This window comes from Candidatus Acidiferrales bacterium (assembly GCA_035934015.1).
In the GTDB taxonomy this organism is placed as follows: Bacteria; Acidobacteriota; Terriglobia; order Acidiferrales; family UBA7541; genus DAHUXN01.
Map to the genome: position 1 here is coordinate 101,330 of DASYYH010000006.1, position 19,603 is coordinate 120,932.

Genomic DNA, 19,603 nt, shown 5'->3' on the forward strand with positions numbered 1-19,603 from the left:
CCTCTAGTGGAATGATGCCCTGACTTGTGTGATGTGGCTTGACGTTTCGCTCGCTGCGTATCCATTCAGTCACTATCCCAATCTCCCTTCCGGGTTTTTCGGCAAGTACCGCCGCTTTGCGCCAGTGAAATCGATCACATTTGTGGGATTCCGGTGATAGAGTCACGCAGAATTTGTGCAAAGCGAGGCGCGCATTGCGCAGCCGATGATGCATTCACACAATCCGCAAGAAGCTGCATCCCCGAATACATCAAGTCTCGCTGCTCGCATCGGCCTTTTCGACGCGACGATGATTGTGATGGGTGGGATCATCGGTTCAGGCATTTTTATCAATTCATACGTCGTTGCGGAGCAGGTTCATACACCGTTTTTAATTATTGGCGCATGGGCCGCAGGCGGAGTGATCGCAATGGCCGGGGCATTCATCTGGGCGGAGCTTGCGGCGCGTATGCCCCAAGTCGGCGGGCAATACGCCTATTTGCGCGAAGCTTATCATCCGGCAGTCGCATTTCTTTACGGATGGGTATTGCTATTGGTGATTCAGACCGGCGGCATGGCGGCCGTCGCCGTGACATTTGCCAAGTATTTCATCGAACTGACCCACCTCCCCGTTGCCGACGGTGTGATCGCCACGCTCGCGCTTGGCCTATTGACGCTGATCAATTGCTTCGGCGTCCGCGCGGGAAGCACGGTTCAAAGCATGCTGATGGTTTTGAAGATTCTGGCCATTGCAGTGCTTGTTTTTTGCGGCGCGGTTTTTCTGATGCGCCATGGGAATCCTGCATTTTCAAGCGAGAAGCCACATCCGCTGCTGGATCGCCCAGTCTCGTTTGATCTTGTAACAGCCATCGGTGCCGCGCTGGTTCCTGTGCTGTTCGCATATGGCGGATGGCAAACGTCGAACTTTGTCGCCGAAGAAATCCGCGAGCCGCGAAAGAATCTCCCGCGCGCACTTGTCATTGGCGTCATCGGAGTCATATTGCTCTATCTCTCAGTGAACTTCGTTTATGTTTACGTTTTGGGACCTTTGGGGTTGGCGCAAACGAGCACGCCAGCCTCGGCCGTCATGCTCATTGCATTTGGTCAGAAGGGCGCCGCATTGATTGCCATCGGCATCGCCATATCGGCGTTGGGATTCCTGAGCCAATCGATTCTCACGGCTCCGCGCGTTTATTTCGCCATGGCGGAGGACGGCCTATTCTTTCGCTCTGCTGGCTGGCTGGATCCGCGGCATCGCGTGCCTGTTGTCGCCATCGCGCTGCAAGGAATCGCGGCCATCATTATTGCCTTATCCGGACGTTACGACCAGATTCTCAGTTACGTCGTTTCGATGGATTTTCTTTTCTTCGGGCTTACGGCAACATGCCTTTTTGCCTTTCGCCGCCGCGACTCGCCGAGGGATGAATACGGTCCTGCCAGAGGACTTGCACGCATGCCGGGACATCCAATTACAACTGTCCTCTTTGTTGCGGCGTGCTGGCTTGTGGTCATCAACACGATTTTCAAATATCCCCGCAATACCGCGATAGGATTCGGTATTTTATTCGCAGGGATTCCTGTGTATTTTTTCTGGAGCTGGCAAAAATCAAAAAGAGGCACTGATTCGTGACAAAAGAGCGCGGAGAAGGCAGATCGCCCTACCTGGAATGGGCAAAACTAAAATCGCACGCTACGTTTAATCTGGCCACGAGCGGTCTCGACGGCTATCCGCTCGCCAAGCTTGCCGTGAAAATCGAGGATCTCGAAATCTCCGTTGCAGGCAGCTATGGTTATCCGCCTCTGCAGGAGCGGCTCGCACACAGGAGTGGCGTCGCGCCGGAATGCGTTGTCGCCGCGAACGGCACGTCCATGGCCAACCACCTCGTAATGGCCGCGTTGATTGAGTCTGGAGACGAAGTCCTGATTGAGCAGCCTGCATACGAGCCGATCGTCACTGCCGCGGAGTATTTTGGCGCGCGGATTCGCCGCCTTCCGCGGCGAACAGAAAATGGATTTCAGGTTGATTTGCAAGAACTGAAGCGCATCATCACACCCACCACACGATTAATTATCCTCAGCAATCTTCATAATCCGACCGGCGCACGAACATCCGATGCGGACTTGCGGCAGATCGGTGAGATTGCGGATGTCTGCGGCGCCCATGTCCTGGTGGACGAAGTGTATCTGGAAGCTCTCTTCGATCCGCGCGCGCATTCCGCATTTCATCTTGGGCCGAATTTCGTAATAACCAGCAGCCTGACGAAAGCTTTTGGCCTTTCTGGCCTGCGATGTGGCTGGATTCTCGCCCCAGCTCCTTTGGCTGCGCGAATGTGGAGGCTCAATGATCTTTTTGGAGTGATTCCAGCCCACGTCGCGGAGTTATTGAGCGTGATCGCGCTGGATCATCTGCCGGAAATATCCGATTATGCCCGCAAGCGATTGGAAACGAATCGGCCCTTCGTTCGGCGCTTTCTGGATTCGCGAAAGGATCTATCTGCCATTTCCTTCACGGACGGCACAGTCACTTTTCCGAAGTTGCTATCGGGGCGAATCGATGATCTCTGCCGCATCCTGCGCGAAAAATACGATACCAGTGTTGTCCCCGGCAGCTTTTTTGAAATGCCGGATCACTTCCGCGTGGGGATCGGCGGGGAAACGGAGATGCTCCACGAAGGCCTGCGGCGGCTGGGCATTGCACTTGATGAAGTGCAATGAGCATGCTGCGCCTGGCCATTGTCCGAGCGGCCGCTAACCAGCCGATCTTTCACTCGAAATCTGCGATGTGCCTGGGCCGCAGTAGACGAACAAAGGCCCGCGCCGGATGCGAGAGCGGTCGATCCCGCCGGAAAATCAGAAACAAATCACGGCGCAAATGCATTTCGCGGATGCGAACTTCCGTGAGCTGGCCGCGCTCGACTTCTGTTTGCACACACATGCGCGGAACGATTGCGACACCCATGCCCATCTCGACGAATCGCTTGATGCTCTCAATCGTTGGCAGTTCGACGCCCATCTGAAGTTGCACACGATTCTGCGCGAAAAGCTGGATCACACGTTCGCGGTATGGAGACGAAACAATATGAGCCACGAAGACTTCGCTGCCCAGGTCGGCGATCGATACGCGGCGTTGTTTTGCTAATCGGTGTCGGGGATGGACTACGAACGCCAGATCGTCACGCAGAAATTCCATGGCTGCCAGAGCCTTGTCCGGCGGACGATAGGACGCCACGCCCAAATCGAGCCGGTAATTGAGAATTTCGCGCGGAATGTCGCGCGAATATACCCGATGAATGGCAATTTCGACCTCTGGATGCTTTTTGCGAAAACGTCCCAGCGCCGGCAACAGCGCGTGAATCGAACTTTCGTTCACTCCGAGCGACAATCTTCCGCGACGCAGTCCGGCCAGATCTTCCAAGCTACGCCGCGCCTCCTCCCGCAGGTTCAGCATGCGCTCGGCATATTCGACGAGCAGCGCTCCCGCCTCTGTGAGTTTTCCCGCGCCCGTACCGCGAACGAATAGAGGCTGGCCCACCCATTCTTCCAGCTTGCGCACAGAGATGCTGACAGCCGGCTGGGTGCGGAAGAGCTTTTCCGCCGCGCGCGAAAAGCTGTGCTCTCGTGCCACGGTCAGAAATACTTGCAGGGAGCTGATGTCCATGGGGAAGAACGCCTCTCATTCGTATATAAACGATATTTATGTCATCTGCAATAATTATAAATTAGACGGATTCTGTTGACTGCGTTTGACTGTCCTTGTCTGGTCCGAATGGGGGAAACTATGGATACCGTTCAGTTTTTTGACACGACTCTTCGTGACGGCGAGCAGTCGCCCGGGTTTTCGATGAATGCAGAAGAAAAGCTGCGTCTCGCTCGCAAACTCGAACAGCTCGGTGTGGACATTATCGAAGCAGGTTTTCCCGTCGCTTCCGTGGGGGAGCGCGAATGCGTTCGGAAGGTTGCCGCAGAAATTCGCACGTCGCGCGTTGCCGCGCTCGCGCGAGCTCGTCAGGAAGATGTCGAGGCTGCGCTGACAGCCCTCGAACCGGCCGCCCGCCCGCGATTGCATGTCTTCCTGGCCACTTCCGACCTTCATCTGCAAGCCAAATTACGAATTTCCCGCCAGCAGGCGCTCGATGCCGCGTCGCGCTGGGTACGCTATGGACGCGAGCATTGCCCGGAAGTTGAATTTTCGGCCGAGGATGCGAGCCGCAGCGATATCCGTTTTCTTCTCGATGTGATGGAGACGGCTGCTGAAGCGGGGGCCACGATCCTGAATATTCCGGACACGGTGGGTTACAGTACGCCCGAAGAGTACGGCGCGATTTTTCATCGCGTGCGGAGCCATTTGGGCCGCGCCGACGGGATTATTTTTAGTGCGCATTGCCACAATGACCTTGGCCTCGCGGTAGCCAATTCGCTGGCTGCAGTGCGGGCCGGCGCGCGCCAGGTCGAGTGCACGATTAACGGCATCGGCGAACGGGCTGGCAATGCTTCGCTGGAAGAGCTTGCTGTCGCGCTGGCGGTGCGGCAGAGTTTCTTCGGCGTGCGCACAAATCTTCATCTTGAAGAAATCTATTCCACCAGCCGAATGCTTTCGGAAATTACCGGCGTCAGCGTCTCTCCCAACAAGGCCGTCGTCGGATCCAATGCCTTCGCTCACGAAGCGGGAATCCATCAGGACGGCATCCTCAAGAATCCACTGACGTACGAAATCATTCGGCCGGAGGCTGTTGGCGTTCCCGCGCGGCGTCTCGTGGTCGGCAAGCATTCCGGGCGTAATGCTCTGCGGACGCGCATCGAAGAGCTTGGTTATCGATTGAGTGACGACGAGGTAGCGCAGTGCTATCGTGCTGCTATGGCTCTTGCCGACGCTTCCAAGGAGATCACGGACCGCGATTTGCTGACATTCGCACACCAGGCGCGTCGCGGTCGCTTGACGAGCGATTCCATAAACGCGGCTGATGATAGCGGCGCAGCAAACGCGGTCAGCGCAGCGAGTCCGGTGCAATGACAGGTGTTCGCAAGAAGATTGCTGTTCTCGCCGGCGACGGTATTGGCCCGGAGGTCGTCCGCGCGGCCATTTCGATTCTCGAAGAGTGCGCGCGTAGCTTCCATCATCATTTTGATTTCATAGAACTGCCTTTTGGCGGCGTTGCCATCGACCAGTGCGGCCGCCCGCTTCCCACAGAGACGCTTCAGGGCTGCCGTGATGCTGACGCTGTTCTTCTCGGTGCGGTTGGCGGCTCCAAATGGGATAGCCAGCCGCTCGACCGCCGCCCCGAGGCCGGTTTGCTCGGACTCCGCAAAGAGCTGGGCCTTTACATCAACGTCCGTCCGGTCAAGTTGTTTGAGTCACTTCGCGAGATTTCACCGTTGCGCATAGAGAAGAGTTCCACGATTGATTTGGAGATTGTGCGTGAGCTTGCCGGTGGAATCTACTTCGGCCCACGCCAGGCAGGCGGTGAGAACGCTGAAGAATTTGCATCCGACACAGAAATCTATTCCGTCAGAGAAATCGAACGCGTCGCGCTCTATGCTTTTCGCCGCGCGGCCGCTCGCCGCGGCCAACTGGCAAGCATCGACAAGGCGAATGTGCTCGCCAGTTCCGGGTTGTGGCGGCGAACCGTTCAGCGTATCGCCAAGGATTTTCCAGAAGTCACCGTCGAATCCTTGTATGTCGACAACGCGGCTCTGCAAATTCTTCTGCGTCCATCGCAATTCGACGTCATGTTGACGTCGAACATGTTCGGCGACATCTTGAGCGACGAGGCTGCGGGACTCGTCGGTTCGATCGGCCTGATCCCATCGATGAGTCTCGGCAATGGCACTGCGCTTTATGAACCAATCCACGGTTCTGCGCCGCAGTTGGCCGGAAAGGATTGTGCCAATCCCGTTGGCACGATTCTTTGCGCGGCGATGATGATGCGCGAATCCTTCGGCCTGGCCGCCGAAGCAAAAGCAATCGAACGTGCTGTGGCGCACGCGCTTTCCCGCGGCTACCGTACGCCGGACGTCGCCAGTCCCGGCGCGAAATCGAGCATACACATCGTTGGTTGTGCGGAGATGTCCGCGCGAATTCGTGCGGCGCTTTCGGAATCGCTCTCGGAGACAGAGCGCTACGGCTGGGGAGTTTAAAGAGAGAAGCAGTTTCGATAATCGCAGACGAATCGCAACGCTAAATTCTGCGGAGCACGAGACAGCCGGCGATCATGTCGTGTAGCGCCTGCTTCTTCGCCGTGAATCCCGCCATGATGTACCCGATACATAGAGGAACAAGTCCGGTGATGAATTTTGCGAAAAATCGCCCGCTCGCTCGCGCAAAAGAGACCGGTTGGTACTGGAGATCAGTCACAATCAAGCCGAGGGCCATCTTTCCTAGTGTCCCTTGGTGCTCAGAACTTTCCATCCAGGCGTAGTAAATCCAAATCATCACGATCATTCCCGCAATGAACACCACAAGAGCAAAAATGAACGTGCCTGTGAAAAATTCGTCTGGCGTAGGATTTTCCGGCAAACTCCGAAACATCGCCCCCAGTCCCGTCGCAAAAACTAGAATGACAGCGAGCACGCATTCCGCAAAAGTAAGAATGATCGCGTCAATGATGTAGGCCACAAGTCGCAGCCAGAAACCCGCGTAAAAAAGCTGCGGCGCGACAGTGACTGTGCCTATCGGCTGCTGAGGCGCTCCCGCGGCAGGTGCCTGCGGGGTCGCCGGAGCAGCCGCCGTAGTCGACAAAGGCTTTCCGCATGCGCTACAAAATCCAGCGCCATCCGTCACCGCAGAGCCGCAACTTGAGCAGAACATTTCTTGTCTCCGCCTTCCGCCGATGCGGAGAATATCAGATTTTGCGAATCACCAGGCAGCTCGCCATCATATCGTGCAGCGCCTGCTTTCTTTCGGTAAATCCCGCACAAATGCAGTCGATGGGCCACAGCAGAAACACGCCGAGGAGCGGGATGATGCGAAACAAGATCATGCTGAAATACCGTCCCGTCGCGCGTCCGAACGATATACGAGCGCCAGTAAGGTCAGTCACGTACAGGCCCAGGATCTTTTTCCCCACAGTCGCTTGCCAGGAGGAGCTTTCCAGCAGGGCGTAGTACAGCCATTCCGCTACTAAGATCACAAGGGTGAATCGGAGAATCATCCTCATGCCCATGAGGCGCGCGAAAGTATCCGGAGAAAATGGGGAAGACGAGTTCAGGGAATTCAGAATTCCCGAAGCCGCGAAAAAGGGAATGAATAGAAAAAACGCAGGGATTCCCAGGATCAGTGCGTCGAGAATGTATGCGACGAAGCGCAACCAGAACCCGGCGTACGCAACCCTCGGCATCGGGGCTGCTGCCTGATAGGATGGGTATGAGGGACCAGCCATCACTGGTGCAGCCGGAGGAGCGCCGGGTTCAGCAGGAGGCGTAAATCCTCCCGGAGCGAGCGGGATCCCCCGTGGCGCCGCTGATCCGCCGCTTGTCGCCTGCCCACAGGAAGGGCAGAAGGCCGCCGTGTCCGCGACTTGCGCGCCGCATTTCGAACAGAACATAAACCCTCCTCATTGCCCGCAGAAAAGAATTCCACGCATCCTACTTGCCCGCTGCCGCAAGGTCAATCGCCAAGAATCTGACGGCAAGCAATGTATCGTCGAAATCAAGCAAGTTGCTCCCATTGACGCGCGCGGCTCCATCATTGGCGAAAGCTTGCTCCTGCGGTATCCTGCTTTGACTATGCTGGACTTGAATTATTTCCGCGACCATCTCGATGAAATTGAACGCATGCTTGTAAACCGCCATGCCAGGATAAATCTCAACGTTTTTCGCAAGATTGACGCGGAGCGCCGCAAGCTCATCACCGACGCGGAACGCCTGAAGGCCGAGCGAAACAAAGGCAGCGAGGAAGTCGCGAAGCTGAAGAAGTTGGGCGAGGATGCCGTCCCGCTGATGACGCGCATGAAGCAGATCGCCGATGAGATTAAGTTCGAAGACAATAAAGTTGCCGAGCTCGATGATCAGTTGCGCGATTTTATGCTTTCGGTTCCGAACGTCCCGCACAGCTCTGTACCCGTTGGCGACGGTGCCGATGGAAACATCGAAGTTCGGCGATGGGGCTCGCCTCCAAAATTTGATTTCGCGCCTAAACCCCATTGGGAAGTTGGGGAACGCACGGACATTTTGGATTTGGAGCGAGCCGTAAAAATCGCCGGGGCGCGCTTCGCGCTCTATCGCGGAGCCGGCGCGCGTCTCGAACGCGCACTGGCCAATTTCTTTCTCGACGTGCACACGCGCGAGCAGGGGTACACGGAAATTTTGCCTCCGTTTATCGTAAATACGGCATCGTTGGTCGCCGATGGCAAGCTCCCGAAATTTGCCGCCGATATGTTTCGCCTCGAAAATACGGATCTGTGGCTGACGACCACTGCCGAGACGGAATTGACGAATCTCTATCGCGATGAAACGCTTGATGCGGACCTGCTCCCCATCAATGTATGCGCATGGACGGCGTGTTTCCGGTCCGAAGCCGGCGCAGCGGGTAAAGACACGCGCGGAATCAAGCGTCAGCACCAATTTCAGAAAGTGGAGATGTTCAAATTCACGCGGCCGGAAACGAGCTACGAAGAACTCGAAAAAATGGTGCGCGACGCTGAGGATTTGTTACAGCGCCTTGGCCTCCACTATCGTGTAATCCAGCTTTGCACAGGAGACATAGGTTTCGCTTCCTCGAAAACCTACGACATCGAAGTCTGGGTGCCGTCGTCCAACGAATTCATGGAGATTTCGAGCTGTTCGAACTGCGAAGCGTTCCAAGCGCGTCGCGCTGGGATTCGTTACAAGCCGAAAGGTGGGAAGAGTGAGTTTGTACACACGCTCAATGGTTCCGGGCTTCCCACTGGCCGCACGTGGATCGCCATTGTCGAAAACTACCAGCAGGCCGATGGCTCCATCGTCATTCCCGAGATTCTCCGGCCTTACATGGGAACTGACAAAATCCCCGCATTGCAAAAGTAACCTTCGAAAATCAAAAGGCGCGGTCCCCTCGATGCAATGAGGTCAACCGCGCCTTGAAGGCAGAAGTTTCCGAAATTACATGCCTGATGCTTTGATGCTGTCAACCTTGATGGAACCGTCCTTGTTCAATTCGCCCGTCAGCATAACTTCGCTGCCGATGGCCGAATCCGTGACGGCATCCTGGTTTGCAATGGGATAAACCTTTTGCGTTTTCGTGTTCACGAAGACGTATTTGTCGCCTCTCTTGATGCAGGACCTTACGCAATCCGCCTTTGCCGCGCTTGCATCCTTGGCGCCGCACATCGCACCGCTGATCCAGCCTGTCCAAGTATGTGGCTTCGCATTGGCGCTAGACGCCAAACCGAAGGCGAACAACGCCAAGGCGGTCACGCCGAGCACATTCGACAGCTTCTTCATGTGATTCCTCCCTTTCCTCTTTCCTACTGGGCTTCCGCCGGCATGCACCCCGCCAACGGTACTTTCCCTATTGGACGGAGTACGCCAGAAACAGGGCGTTGGATGCCGGACTTAATTCTTCGGTTCAGGATTTCTCCCTTTGTATTCGGATTCGTATTGGAGTTTTCGGCGCTCATAGAGTGCCGACCAGCACCCTGGGCCCCGTAGGCCGTTGTTTGCCACCTTCTGGTTCTATCGTCACGCAAAACCATTTGCATGACATTCCCGAAGGGACTTTGGCCATGGGCATCTTACCCTCGCCAGCTGTCTCCGGCATGAAAATGCCTTCGCTGACCGGATCGCCTACTTCAGGGACAGCCCACATCTGATAAACCATCTTCGGCGGTGGCTCGGGCAAATCGGCGCTGTAGCACATCATTTGCATCCGGGGATTGTATTTCACCGTTCCCCAGGCCTTGGGCATGTTCTGCGTACCCTCAAGTTTAATGGTCATCGTATCCTGGGCCGTGAGCATCGCTACGAGAGATCGCGAATGTTGGATCTGCTTCTGATCGGCTGCGATTTGCTGGCGAATATTCTCCAGCTGGCTGTCGAGCTGGCGATTGCCGTACCACAGAAAAATCGACAAGATAACAAGACCGATGGCCGCTGGCGCCCATATCGTATTCCACCAGCGAATAGTCTGGCGGCTTTTGCTGACGTGCCAAAGGCCAGACGATGCGGATTTTTCGGCGCGAATTCTTTCCAGCAGCTTCTGTTTCACCGCGATAAGCGGATTTTCTTCCGGCGCAGCAAGAGAAAGCAGCGCAATTCGTCCGCGCGCCTCGGTGAGCCTTCGCATACACTCTTGGCACGAAGACACGTGTTCTCGGATTTCGCCGGCCTCTTCTTCAAGGAGACCGAGGGCGAAAAGCTCCAAATCTTCATCCCGAATTGGATGACCGAAAGTCATGCGAGCGACCGTTTCAGAATCTCCATTGCCGTCCGAATTCTTGTTTTCACCGTGCCGAGCGGAGCGCCCGTGCGATCGGCGATTTCACTGTGCGACATTCCTTGAAAATACGCGAATTCTATGGCTTCGCGCTGGCCGTCGGGCAGCCCAACAAGCGCAGCCTTCACGCGTCCAAGGAGCTGATTCTGTGCTGCTGCCGACTCGATATTGAACGGAAACGCCACGTTTTGTTCGAAAGCTTCCTCGCCCACGAAGGTGCGTCCGCGCAGTCGTGAGATCGAGCGATTGCGAGCGGCCACAAGCAACCATCCAGGCAGCGATCCTCTTGCTGGATCGAATTTCTCGGCCCTGCGCCAGACTTGAAAAAAAATATCCTGCAGGACCTCTTCCGCCGCTCCGGAGTCGCGAAGAATTCGCATCGCCTGTGAGTACACGAGTCCGCTGTATCGGTCGTAGAGAGCTGCGAGCGCAGATTCGTCCCGGTGGACGACACGCTCCAGAAGCGACCAATCGGATTCATTTGTTCCAGCGTCGCGCGCGCGATTCACATTTCCTCGACTGCTCTGGATAGGTTACGCGAAATCAGGGAATCTGGATTTCCCCGTCCAAGTTCTTGGAGACCGCTGTTTCGCCTCGTCCTTGTGAGGGCGGACTAGAGGTTAATGGCTTCCGGCAGCCGAGTCAAACGATTCGGCCTGCAAATCCCTGCCAGCGACCGCCCCCCGTTAAGTGCATTATTAACAATCAGTTACGCAAAACGACCGCGAAATCCTTTGAAATTTGGGATTTCCAGCTCTGCAGACAATCTTGCGATTTTGCCTGCTTTCAATTGACTGCTACTGGCTGGTTGAATAAACTTCGAGCCTGAAGCAACTTACAGGGAAGCCACGACGACCCCGCTGCGCAAATCATGGTTCTGCGGCGAGTGAGCCGTGGCTGAGGTTCGCTTTGAAGTTTCTGGGACGATTCTTTCGGTATATATTTTGGGCTGTCGTCGCAGCTGCTGTCGCTTGGATCGTGCGGAAAATGATTCAGTCAGCCACGCCGGTTCCGAGCGAGAGTCAACGCGACCCAGTACGCGTGGAACCAGCGCCCGCGCCGCAAGAGTTATTCCGCGATCCTGTGTGTGGAACTTACGTCGCGGGAAATATTTCTTATTCTCTGGTGCAGGGCAGTGCGACGCTTCATTTTTGTTCCCGCAGTTGCGTCGATCAATATCGTGCGCTGGACAAACTAGCAGCGGAAGCATAGGTCGAGGAGGAACAACGGAATGGCCATAAGTGCCAAAGCGGTTCCCCAGGCAATGCCGCGGATCGCACCGCGCGAAGATCTCAACGTTTTTCGTATTTCCCAGATTCAATTTGACATCGCTGCCGAGCATTTGAAGCTCGAGGCAGGATTGCGGCAACTGCTTCGCACGCCGAAACGCGTCATGGAAGTCTCCGTCCCGGCGAAGATGGATAACGGCCAGGTGAAAGTCTTCACCGGCTATCGCGTGCAGCACAATATTGCGCGAGGTCCCGCAAAAGGCGGCGTTCGTTATCATCCCGGGGTGACGCTGGATGAAGTCAAAGCGCTCGCGATGTGGATGACCTGGAAAACTGCGGCCGTCAACATTCCCTTCGGTGGCGCCAAAGGCGGCGTGATCTGCGATCCCAAACGCATGAGTAAATCCGAGCTCGAGAGAATGACGCGTCGCTTCTGTTCGGAAATCTTGCCCATCATCGGTCCTGAGCGCGACATTCCGGCGCCGGACGTCTATACCGATTCGCAAACGATGGCGTGGATGATGGATACGTATTCGATGACTGTGGGTTATTCCGCACTTGGCGTTGTCACGGGGAAACCGGTTGCGCTTGGCGGTTCTGAGGGCCGAAATGAAGCGACGGCGCGCGGCTGTCTGTTTGTCACGGAAGAAGCCTGCAAAGTTAAGAAAATAAATTTGCGTGGCGCGACCGTGGCGATCCAGGGATTCGGCAATGCCGGATCGATTGCTGCACGTCTTTTCGCCGAGAAAAAGGCAAAAATCGTCGCCATCAGTGACTCGCGCGGCGGCGTTCATAATTCGCGCGGCATAGATCCTTATAAGGCTGTGCGCTATAAGGAGCGTTCCGGAACTGTCGTAGGTATGCCCGGAACATCGCGGATTTCGAATGACGATTTGCTGACGATGAAATGCGACATCTTGATTCCGGCGGCACTCGAAAACGTCATTACTCTAAACAACGCCGAGCAAATCAAAGCGAAGATTGTCGCAGAAGCAGCGAACGGCCCAACCACTCCTCACGCGGACGAAGTTCTTGCGCGACGGGGAATTATGGTTCTACCCGATGTGCTGGCGAACTCAGGCGGCGTAACAACGAGCTATTTCGAGTGGGTGCAGGATCTCCAGAATTTCTTCTGGACCGAAGCGGAAGTCAACGCCAAGCTCGAAAGCGTGATGAAGCGCGCGTTTCATGAAGTACATGAAACCGCACGGAAAAATCACGTGCATATGCGCACGGGAGCTTACATCCTCGCTGTTGGCCGCGTCGCCGACGCGACAGTTGTTCGCGGACTCTTCCCGTAAATTGCGCTCGGCCTAACAGCACGATTTCGGCAATCGCAATTTTTGCGCCGATGCTTAGCTTCGGAAAACCGATTCTTCCGTCTATCAAAATACCCTTGCGCTTTAGGAAGTAACGCGCGTACATTTCAAAGTGACGGCGCGCGACAAGCTGCGTCGGCGTTTGTGCCAAGCGCGGAGGGCATGAATCGTTGTCGAATCACCCGAATAATCATCCACCGATTTTGCTGACCATCGCCGGATTCGATCCTTCCTGTGGCGCAGGCGTTGCCGCCGATTTGAAAACCTTCGCGGCCCACAATTGTTACGGCGTCGCTGCTGTGACCGCCCTTACTGTGCAATCCACGCAAGGTGTTACGTCCGTGCATCCGACTCCCGCAGCGACGCTTCGCGCGCAACTCGACGCGCTCGCCGGGGATTTGGCGATTGCCGCGGTGAAAATCGGCATGCTCGGAAATAAAGCGAACGCTGTCGCAGTCGCGGAATTTCTCGACAAGAACAAATTTCCCCATGTCGTGCTCGATCCGGTTGTGAAACCTTCTTCGGGGAGTGCCGAGTTGCTTGATGCCGCCGGCGTGAAATTCCTCCGTGATGAATTGCTCAAGCGTGCGAGCGTTATCACGCCCAATATGGATGAAGCCGCGCTGCTCGCAGGTATGGAAGTGAAGGATCTGGCGGGAATGAAAGCAGCAGCTCTGAAACTGGTGGAAATGGGCGCGAAAGCAGTGATTGTTACAGGGGGGCATCTCGAAAAACCGGCGGATGTGCTTTGCGAGGGCAGCGAAGTGAATCCGTTTGGCGGCGACCATGTGAAAAGCGAGAACACGCATGGATCGGGCTGCACGCTTTCCTCGGCTGTGGCGGCTCAGCTCGCTCTGGGGCAGCAACTGCGCGAGGCGCTGATCTTGGCAAAGGCATACGTGTTCAAAGCAATTGAGAAAAGCTATTCCATCGGCAAGGGCGCTGGACCCGTCAATCAACTCTATCGATTCCATCAGGAGCCGCCGGCGCGCGGCGTCCACGAAGTGCCGCAGCACGGGATGCATCCCGCAGCCGAGCCAACTGCAACATAGGTTTTCGTCGTTTTTTCTCCATTTGTATGCCGCTGCGTGCAGCAATTTCATTCTATGGCGGCGGCATCGCGAAGACGGAGCGTGGCCCGGGCTTGCTCGACCGCGTAGCTGACATTCATGCGCCGATTCTTCTGTTTTGGGGCGGACTGGATAAGCACATCGGTCCAGACCAGCGCAATGCCGTCGCTGAGGCTCTTCGCGATGCGCACAAGACCCTCGCGAGCATGGAGTTCGCCGACGCGGATCATGCGTTCTTCTGTGTTGAGCGGCCAAGCTATAACAAACAAGCTGCGGAACAGTCTTGGGCGCTGTCGCTCGCCTTCCTGAAGAGCAATCTCTAAGAATTAGGCTGCAACAATCGCCGGAAACTATTTCATTGCATTCGAAGCGAAGAAAAATCTGTCAATTGCGATAAACGATTTTTCCGCCGACAATTGTTGCCACAGGTCCGCCGCGGAATTTGCGTCCGTCAAATGGCGTGTTGCGCGAAAGACCGGGAGATTCGACGGTGTGATAGGTCCAGTCGCGTTCAGTCGAGAAAATCGTAATGTCGGCGGGAGCGCCTGTATGCAGTTTGCTTTCTTTGCCCAGAATTTTTGCTGGACCAATTGTGAATAGTTCCACCATGCGCATGAGCGAAATGCGATTGGCGTGGACGAGCTGCTCGAGCGCTAGGGCGATGGCTGTCTCAAACCCGGTGATGCCAAAGGGAGCGCGATCGAATTCGACATCCTTGCTCGCGGGATGATGTGGCGCGTGGTCCGTCGCGATTGCGTCGACAGTTCCGTCGGCTAGGCCCTCCAATAGCGCGTCGCGATCTTCGCGCGATGCGAGCGGCGGATTCATTTTGAAATGCGAGTCATAGCGTACGTCTTCATCAATGAGCGTGAAATGATGCGGCGTCACTTCGCACGTGACACTGAGGCCGCGCCGCTTGGCATTGCGTACGTGTTCCAGCGAGCCGCGCGCAGACATGTGCGCGATATGCAGGCGCGCGCCGGTCAGTGAGGCCACTTCAACATCCCGGCCAACGCAAATTGATTCGGCCGCAGCCGGCATGCCTTTCAAGCCCAGACGAATCGAATGCGGCCCTTCTCGCATTACACCACCCGCGGCAAGCGATGAATCTTCGCAATGATCAATCACCGGCAAATTCAGCGGTCGGCAATAATCCATCACCTGCCGGAGAAGGCGCGCACTGGCGATGGGCTTGCCGTCGTCGGTCACGGCGACCGCGCCCGCTTGTTGCATGGCAGCGATTTCGGAGAGCTGCTCGCCTTTGCTTTCCTTGGAGGCCGCTCCGATGGGCCAGACGTGAACGGGTGAGATGGCGGCTGCGCGCTCGAGAATCGCGCGAGTGACCGACGCATTGTCATTCACGGGGTGCGTATTTGGCATGGGACATACGGCAGTGAACCCTCCGCGTGCTGCGGATTGCGTACCCGATTGAATCGTCTCCGAAATTTCTCCGCCTGGTTCGCGCAGATGGCAGTGCATATCGATGAAGCCCGGCGCGACAATGCAATTGGCTGCATCGAGCACGACCGCATCGCCTGCGGAAATCCCCGCGCCGATCTTTGCGATCTTCCCTTTGTCGATGAGCACGTCCGCGTGGGAATCCGTTTTCGATGTCGGATCAATCACGCGGCCATTCTTAATCAGCAGCATGCGAGGAATCCTTTGCGTGATCTTGAGGGTCGGCGGAGCCGGCGACAAGCTCGAAGAGAATCGCCATGCGAATCGCCAACCCGTTGGTGACTTGTTCCAGAATGCAAGATTGCGGGCTGTCGGCAACCGCCGGATCGATTTCCAGCCCGCGAATCATCGGGCCCGGATGCAGAACAATGGCATTCCTGCGCGCCAGTTTCACTCGTGAAGGTGTCAATTGATATTGCAGGATGTAGTCTTCTGCGGAAATCGAAGGCTCGTGCATACGCTCCTGCTGAATCCGTAGCGCCATGATGGCGTCCGCGCCGTCGAGCGCTTCTTCGATGCACGGGACGCAGCGAATATTCGGCGCAAGCGACGCAAGTTCTCGCGGAAGCCACATCGCGGGACCGCATAGCGTCATGTGCGCCCCAAACTTTGAAAGCAGATGAATATTGGAACGCGCCACGCGGCTGTGAAGGATGTCGCCAATCATCGTTATGCGGATTCCGTCGAGATGGCCCCGGCGATCGCGGATCGTCAGGGCATCGAGTAGTGCCTGCGTCGGATGCTCGTGTGTGCCGTCGCCTGCGTTGATGACGGGAACATCCACGCGCCGCGAAACGAACTCGGCGGCTCCGGAGGAGCTATGGCGGATCACAATCGCATCCGGCCTCATGGCTTCCAGCGTCCGTACGGTATCGCTGAGCGATTCGCCTTTCTTTACGCTGGAGGCTTCCGCCTGAAGATTCATTTGGTCTGCGCCCAATCGTGATGCAGCCGTGGCAAAGCTGATTCGTGTGCGCGTGGAGTTCTCGAAAAACGTGAGCGCAATCGTCTTGCCGCGGAGTGTCGCGAGCTTTTTTAATGGATAGCGTTGGAATTCCTGGAAGGGTTTTGCCTGGTCAAGAAGAAATACGATTTGTTCGCGGCTGAGCGGTTCTATGGCTAGCAGATGACGGAAGCGGTGCGACACAATCTCCCTCGATTGCAGATTTTCACAGGTTCAGTCAACACGATCCATGACCACAACGCGTTCTTCCTTGTCAATTTCAGTCAAACGCACTTCAATAATCTCGGTATCCGACGTTTCCACAGCTCGGCCCACGAAAGTTGCTTCGATAGGCAGCTCGCGATGGCCGCGATCGATCAAAACGCATAGTTGAATGCGTCTCGGGCGGCCCAAATCGAACAGTCCATTCATCGCCGCGCGGACGGTCCTACCAGTATAGAGAACATCGTCGACGAGCAACAGATCACGATCGTCGACGGGAAACGCAATCTCGCTGGATTGCACAACGGGCTGCGGCGCGACAGTCGAAAGATCATCGCGGTAAAGGGTGATGTCCAGCGTGCCGACAGGGACTCCAGCCTTCGACGATGCACGAATGGATTTGGCGAGGCGTTCGGCCAGCGGGATGCCACGACGGCGCACGCCAATGAGTGCCAGATCCTTCGCACCGCCTGTCTTCTCCACGATCTCATGTGCCAAGCGGTCGAGCGTGCGTCGAATCTCGTCCGCGGACATGAGCTGGCGTTTTTCGATGACGCGCATGGGCGCATTATCGTAACACAGAGAGGGAAAAGCGCGAGGGGCGAGCCTCTGCTAGCCATTCAGGAAGAACTCGGCAATTGCCGCAGCTTTTTGGAATCTCGACTTTAGACATGGCAGACGCTGCTCTGCGTGTGTTAAACTCCTTCGCGTGAGCTCGCCCGCAAGCGCCCGGCGGCCCACGGACGTCGACCTCAGCGTCCGGATAGGTACCCTTCTTCTCTCCAATCCTGTAATTGCCGCCAGCGGGACTTTCGGATATGGCATCGAATTTTCTCATCTTGTTGATTTGAATTCTCTCGGCGGAATTGTTGTCAAGGGTCTGTCGGCGCAGCCTTTGACCGGAGCACCCGTGCCGCGGCTTTGTGAAACCACGGGCGGCATGCTCAATGCCGTTGGGTTGCAGAATATTGGTGTGCATGCCTTCGTCGCCGAGAAGCTGCCGGTGCTCAGGAAATATCGAACAGCCATCATCGCAAATGTGTTCGGCTACACGATTGATGAGTATGTGGAAGTAATCCATGTGCTGGAAGACGCCGAAGGCGTGGCCGGCTACGAATTAAACATCTCCTGCCCAAATGTGGATCAGGGCGGCTCGGAATTTGGAGTCGATCCCTTGCTCACGTCCCAGGTTGTAACTGCAGCACGGCGGGCGGCGGTGAAACGACCGCTATGGGTGAAGCTAGCCCCGAATGCAGACGTAAAGGCGACCGCACGCGCCGCTGAGGCGGCTGGAGCGGACGCGCTAACAGTAGCAAACACATACCCAGCCATGGCTCTTGACCCTGCGACAGGTTCGTCAAAGTTGGGTCGTTTGACGGGTGGGCTCTCTGGTCCAGCCATAAAACCTCTCACGGTACGGCTTGTTTACGACGTAAGTCGTACCGTTGGGATTCCTGTCATCGGCCTTGGAGGGATAGAAAGCTTAGACGACGTCCTTGAGTATTTTCGCGCCGGAGCCACCGCTATTCAGATCGGGACTGCTCACTTTGCCGATCCCAGAGCGTCTGAACGCGTGGTGGAGGAACTTTGGCACCACTGTGAGAGTCTAACTATCAATAATATCAACCAGTTAAGGGAAGTCTCTAAGTGAGATTGGAGGTTCTTTTTCGGCAGATACGACTTGAGTGGGAGTTCGGTTCGCGGTATAATTTTGTTGATTCTGAAAGAGTTATAAAAACATGAAAACAAGACTAAAACAACTCGGAAAAGTGCTTCTAGGCCTTGTCTTGCCATTCCTTCTCGTCACAGTCGTCAAGGCTCCGGCCATTGGCGAGAGTGCTGCGCCTGCCTCGATTAGTCAAGGCGAGCTGCTGGCCTCGGGTCTAGCCACCCCGGACTCCAAGCTGGCCCCTAGGCCACTCAAGACCTTCGTTTGCCTGTCCAGTTGGTACGGCCAAAATTTCGACGGCCAGGTTACCGCGGATGGCGAGATTTATGATATGTATGCCCAGACGGCAGCCCACCCCAGTCTGCCGATGGGATCTGTCGTCAGGGTCGTCAATCTTCGCACGCGGAAAAGCGCGATTGTCCGAATCAATGACCGGGGTCCATACGTTCCGGGACGCGACCTTGATGTTTCGTACCAGGTAGCCAAGGAACTTGGCTTTGCCCACCGCGGCACCGCCCGCGTGAGGGTCGAGCTGCTCAAGGTGCCGAAATCAAAGAACGAACCGCCAGCCAACTGATTGTCGCACTAGACTTTCCCCATCTTTCGGAAGCCATCCATCTTGTCCGCCAGCTCAAGGGGCGTATAGGACTGGCCAAAATAGGCAGCCAGCTATTTACGGCTGAGGGCCCGCGAGCCGTCGAGCGGCTCGCGTCGCTAGTGCCGGGCATTTTCCTGGATTTAAAGTTCTGTGACATACCAAACACCGTCGCAGGAGCAGTGAGGTCGGCTGCGGGCCTTCCCAAGGTCAAAATGCTGACTCTGCATACGACGGGCGGCTACGAAATGATGCGGACCGCCAAAGATGCTCTGAAGAACATCAAAAATCCCCCGAAATTGCTCGGAGTCACCATCCTAACGAGCCTGGATGGAGCAGAACTTAGACGGATAGGACTCGCAGGGCCCGTGGAAGACCGTGTGGTCGCACTTGCCCAACTTGCGAAATCAGCCGGCTTGGACGGGATAGTAGCTTCTGCTCGGGAAACCTCCCTTGTGCGTGCGGCAGTGGGAAGAGACATAAAAGTCGTAGTGCCGGGCATACGCCCTGCTATTGCCGAAGGCGAAGCAAAGGCCGACGATCAAGCTCGCATCGCAACGCCCGCTGGTGCTATAAGGGCGGGCGCGGATTACCTCGTCGTTGGTCGTCCAATTACGGCCGCTCCGGATCCTCGCAAAGCTGCGGATGCCATACTTCAGGAAATGAAGGCCTCTCGAGTATCCGTCTCCTAGCACGCCGCGCGTTTTCCTT

At 56.2% G+C, this 19,603-nt stretch carries 20 protein-coding genes; 11 read left to right on the forward strand and 9 right to left on the reverse strand.

All coding sequences use genetic code 11. From position 1 onward, the window contains the following. The first annotated feature begins 205 nt into the window (after positions 1–205). The gene (locus tag VGR81_02825; protein HEV2287865.1) at positions 206–1,609 is read left to right on the forward strand and encodes an amino acid permease; all 1,404 of its coding nucleotides are present in this window, start codon (positions 206–208) and stop codon (positions 1,607–1,609) included. After that, positions 1,606–2,694 (forward strand): pyridoxal phosphate-dependent aminotransferase, encoded by a 1,089-nt coding sequence (locus tag VGR81_02830; GenBank protein HEV2287866.1) that lies wholly within the window; start codon positions 1,606–1,608, stop codon positions 2,692–2,694. The genes VGR81_02825 and VGR81_02830 overlap by 4 nt, the downstream gene beginning before the upstream one ends. A gap of 49 nt (positions 2,695–2,743) precedes the next feature. Here VGR81_02830 and VGR81_02835 read toward each other — a convergent pair whose 3' ends face one another. Then, complete coding sequence (locus tag VGR81_02835; GenBank protein ID HEV2287867.1) at positions 2,744–3,637, reverse strand: LysR substrate-binding domain-containing protein; 894 nt, start codon at positions 3,635–3,637, stop codon at positions 2,744–2,746. Between the two features lie 120 nt (positions 3,638–3,757). Here VGR81_02835 and VGR81_02840 point away from each other — a divergent pair, with 120 nt between their 5' ends. Together VGR81_02840 and leuB are read left to right on the forward strand one after the other, a co-directional pair. Further along, entirely contained in the window at positions 3,758–4,990 is a 1,233-nt protein-coding gene (locus VGR81_02840) for a 2-isopropylmalate synthase (GenBank protein HEV2287868.1), read from the forward strand. Next, on the forward strand, positions 4,987–6,114 hold the full coding sequence (leuB, locus tag VGR81_02845) for a 3-isopropylmalate dehydrogenase (protein ID HEV2287869.1): 1,128 nt from the start codon (positions 4,987–4,989) through the stop codon (positions 6,112–6,114). Before VGR81_02840 ends, leuB begins: the two co-directional genes overlap by 4 nt. Before the next feature lie 40 nt (positions 6,115–6,154). Here leuB and VGR81_02850 read toward each other — a convergent pair whose 3' ends face one another. Both VGR81_02850 and VGR81_02855 read right to left on the reverse strand, forming a co-directional pair. Further along, positions 6,155–6,715, reverse strand: coding sequence for an RDD family protein (locus tag VGR81_02850; protein HEV2287870.1), 561 nt, complete (start codon positions 6,713–6,715; stop codon positions 6,155–6,157). A 103-nt stretch (positions 6,716–6,818) separates the two neighbouring features. Continuing rightward, positions 6,819–7,313: an RDD family protein gene (locus VGR81_02855; protein HEV2287871.1), complete on the reverse strand. Its 495-nt coding sequence runs from the start codon at positions 7,311–7,313 to the stop codon at positions 6,819–6,821. 169 nt (positions 7,314–7,482) lie between these two features. Here VGR81_02855 and serS point away from each other — a divergent pair, with 169 nt between their 5' ends. Continuing rightward, on the forward strand, positions 7,483–8,979 hold the full coding sequence (serS, locus tag VGR81_02860) for a serine--tRNA ligase (GenBank protein ID HEV2287872.1): 1,497 nt from the start codon (positions 7,483–7,485) through the stop codon (positions 8,977–8,979). A 75-nt stretch (positions 8,980–9,054) separates the two neighbouring features. Here serS and VGR81_02865 read toward each other — a convergent pair whose 3' ends face one another. The 3 genes from VGR81_02865 to VGR81_02875 all read right to left on the reverse strand — a co-directional run bounded on the left by VGR81_02865 (position 9,055) and on the right by VGR81_02875 (position 10,896). Then, positions 9,055–9,396: a hypothetical protein gene (locus VGR81_02865; GenBank protein ID HEV2287873.1), complete on the reverse strand. Its 342-nt coding sequence runs from the start codon at positions 9,394–9,396 to the stop codon at positions 9,055–9,057. Between the two features lie 172 nt (positions 9,397–9,568). Next, positions 9,569–10,237, reverse strand: a complete 669-nt coding sequence (locus VGR81_02870) for an anti-sigma factor (protein HEV2287874.1) — start codon at positions 10,235–10,237, stop codon at positions 9,569–9,571. A gap of 107 nt (positions 10,238–10,344) precedes the next feature. After that, positions 10,345–10,896, reverse strand: a complete 552-nt coding sequence (locus VGR81_02875; protein HEV2287875.1) for a sigma-70 family RNA polymerase sigma factor — start codon at positions 10,894–10,896, stop codon at positions 10,345–10,347. Positions 10,897–11,618: 722 nt separating this feature from the next. Here VGR81_02875 and VGR81_02880 point away from each other — a divergent pair. The 3 genes from VGR81_02880 to VGR81_02890 all read left to right on the forward strand — a co-directional run bounded on the left by VGR81_02880 (position 11,619) and on the right by VGR81_02890 (position 14,328). Next, entirely contained in the window at positions 11,619–12,917 is a 1,299-nt protein-coding gene (locus VGR81_02880; GenBank protein ID HEV2287876.1) for a Glu/Leu/Phe/Val dehydrogenase, read from the forward strand. A 188-nt stretch (positions 12,918–13,105) separates the two neighbouring features. After that, positions 13,106–13,987, forward strand: a complete 882-nt coding sequence (gene thiD, locus VGR81_02885; GenBank protein ID HEV2287877.1) for a bifunctional hydroxymethylpyrimidine kinase/phosphomethylpyrimidine kinase — start codon at positions 13,106–13,108, stop codon at positions 13,985–13,987. A 26-nt stretch (positions 13,988–14,013) separates the two neighbouring features. Beyond that, on the forward strand, positions 14,014–14,328 hold the full coding sequence (locus VGR81_02890) for a dienelactone hydrolase family protein (GenBank protein HEV2287878.1): 315 nt from the start codon (positions 14,014–14,016) through the stop codon (positions 14,326–14,328). 61 nt (positions 14,329–14,389) lie between these two features. Here VGR81_02890 and VGR81_02895 read toward each other — a convergent pair whose 3' ends face one another. Genes VGR81_02895 through pyrR form a run of 3 tightly spaced genes read right to left on the reverse strand, consistent with a single transcriptional unit; the run spans position 14,390 to position 17,189 of the window. After that, the gene (locus VGR81_02895) at positions 14,390–15,655 is read right to left on the reverse strand and encodes a dihydroorotase (protein ID HEV2287879.1); all 1,266 of its coding nucleotides are present in this window, start codon (positions 15,653–15,655) and stop codon (positions 14,390–14,392) included. Next, positions 15,642–16,610, reverse strand: a complete 969-nt coding sequence (locus VGR81_02900; protein ID HEV2287880.1) for an aspartate carbamoyltransferase catalytic subunit — start codon at positions 16,608–16,610, stop codon at positions 15,642–15,644. The genes VGR81_02895 and VGR81_02900 overlap by 14 nt, the downstream gene beginning before the upstream one ends. A gap of 30 nt (positions 16,611–16,640) precedes the next feature. Continuing rightward, complete coding sequence (pyrR, locus tag VGR81_02905) at positions 16,641–17,189, reverse strand: bifunctional pyr operon transcriptional regulator/uracil phosphoribosyltransferase PyrR (GenBank protein ID HEV2287881.1); 549 nt, start codon at positions 17,187–17,189, stop codon at positions 16,641–16,643. A 148-nt stretch (positions 17,190–17,337) separates the two neighbouring features. Here pyrR and VGR81_02910 point away from each other — a divergent pair, with 148 nt between their 5' ends. The 3 genes from VGR81_02910 to pyrF all read left to right on the forward strand — a co-directional run bounded on the left by VGR81_02910 (position 17,338) and on the right by pyrF (position 19,584). Beyond that, on the forward strand, positions 17,338–18,279 hold the full coding sequence (locus VGR81_02910) for a dihydroorotate dehydrogenase (protein ID HEV2287882.1): 942 nt from the start codon (positions 17,338–17,340) through the stop codon (positions 18,277–18,279). An 88-nt stretch (positions 18,280–18,367) separates the two neighbouring features. Beyond that, positions 18,368–18,874: a septal ring lytic transglycosylase RlpA family protein gene (locus VGR81_02915; protein ID HEV2287883.1), complete on the forward strand. Its 507-nt coding sequence runs from the start codon at positions 18,368–18,370 to the stop codon at positions 18,872–18,874. A 35-nt stretch (positions 18,875–18,909) separates the two neighbouring features. Then, positions 18,910–19,584: an orotidine-5'-phosphate decarboxylase gene (gene pyrF / locus VGR81_02920; protein HEV2287884.1), complete on the forward strand. Its 675-nt coding sequence runs from the start codon at positions 18,910–18,912 to the stop codon at positions 19,582–19,584. Positions 19,585–19,603 lie beyond the last annotated feature (19 nt).

What these genes read in the sequence shown, in the direction of transcription:
- VGR81_02865 (HEV2287873.1), bottom strand. Translation starts at nt 9,396, where the DNA reads ATGAAGAAGCTGTCGAATGTGCTCGGCGTGACCGCCTTGGCGTTGTTC.
- VGR81_02825 (HEV2287865.1), top strand. Translation starts at nt 206, where the DNA reads ATGATGCATTCACACAATCCGCAAGAAGCTGCATCCCCGAATACATCA.
- pyrR (HEV2287881.1), bottom strand. Translation starts at nt 17,189, where the DNA reads ATGCGCGTCATCGAAAAACGCCAGCTCATGTCCGCGGACGAGATTCGA.
- VGR81_02880 (HEV2287876.1), top strand. Translation starts at nt 11,619, where the DNA reads ATGGCCATAAGTGCCAAAGCGGTTCCCCAGGCAATGCCGCGGATCGCA.
- VGR81_02915 (HEV2287883.1), top strand. Translation starts at nt 18,368, where the DNA reads ATGAAAACAAGACTAAAACAACTCGGAAAAGTGCTTCTAGGCCTTGTC.
- VGR81_02870 (HEV2287874.1), bottom strand. Translation starts at nt 10,237, where the DNA reads ATGCGAAGGCTCACCGAGGCGCGCGGACGAATTGCGCTGCTTTCTCTT.
- VGR81_02840 (HEV2287868.1), top strand. Translation starts at nt 3,758, where the DNA reads ATGGATACCGTTCAGTTTTTTGACACGACTCTTCGTGACGGCGAGCAG.
- VGR81_02855 (HEV2287871.1), bottom strand. Translation starts at nt 7,313, where the DNA reads ATGCCGAGGGTTGCGTACGCCGGGTTCTGGTTGCGCTTCGTCGCATAC.
- VGR81_02890 (HEV2287878.1), top strand. Translation starts at nt 14,014, where the DNA reads ATGCCGCTGCGTGCAGCAATTTCATTCTATGGCGGCGGCATCGCGAAG.
- VGR81_02895 (HEV2287879.1), bottom strand. Translation starts at nt 15,655, where the DNA reads ATGCTGCTGATTAAGAATGGCCGCGTGATTGATCCGACATCGAAAACG.
- leuB (HEV2287869.1), top strand. Translation starts at nt 4,987, where the DNA reads ATGACAGGTGTTCGCAAGAAGATTGCTGTTCTCGCCGGCGACGGTATT.
- VGR81_02835 (HEV2287867.1), bottom strand. Translation starts at nt 3,637, where the DNA reads ATGGACATCAGCTCCCTGCAAGTATTTCTGACCGTGGCACGAGAGCAC.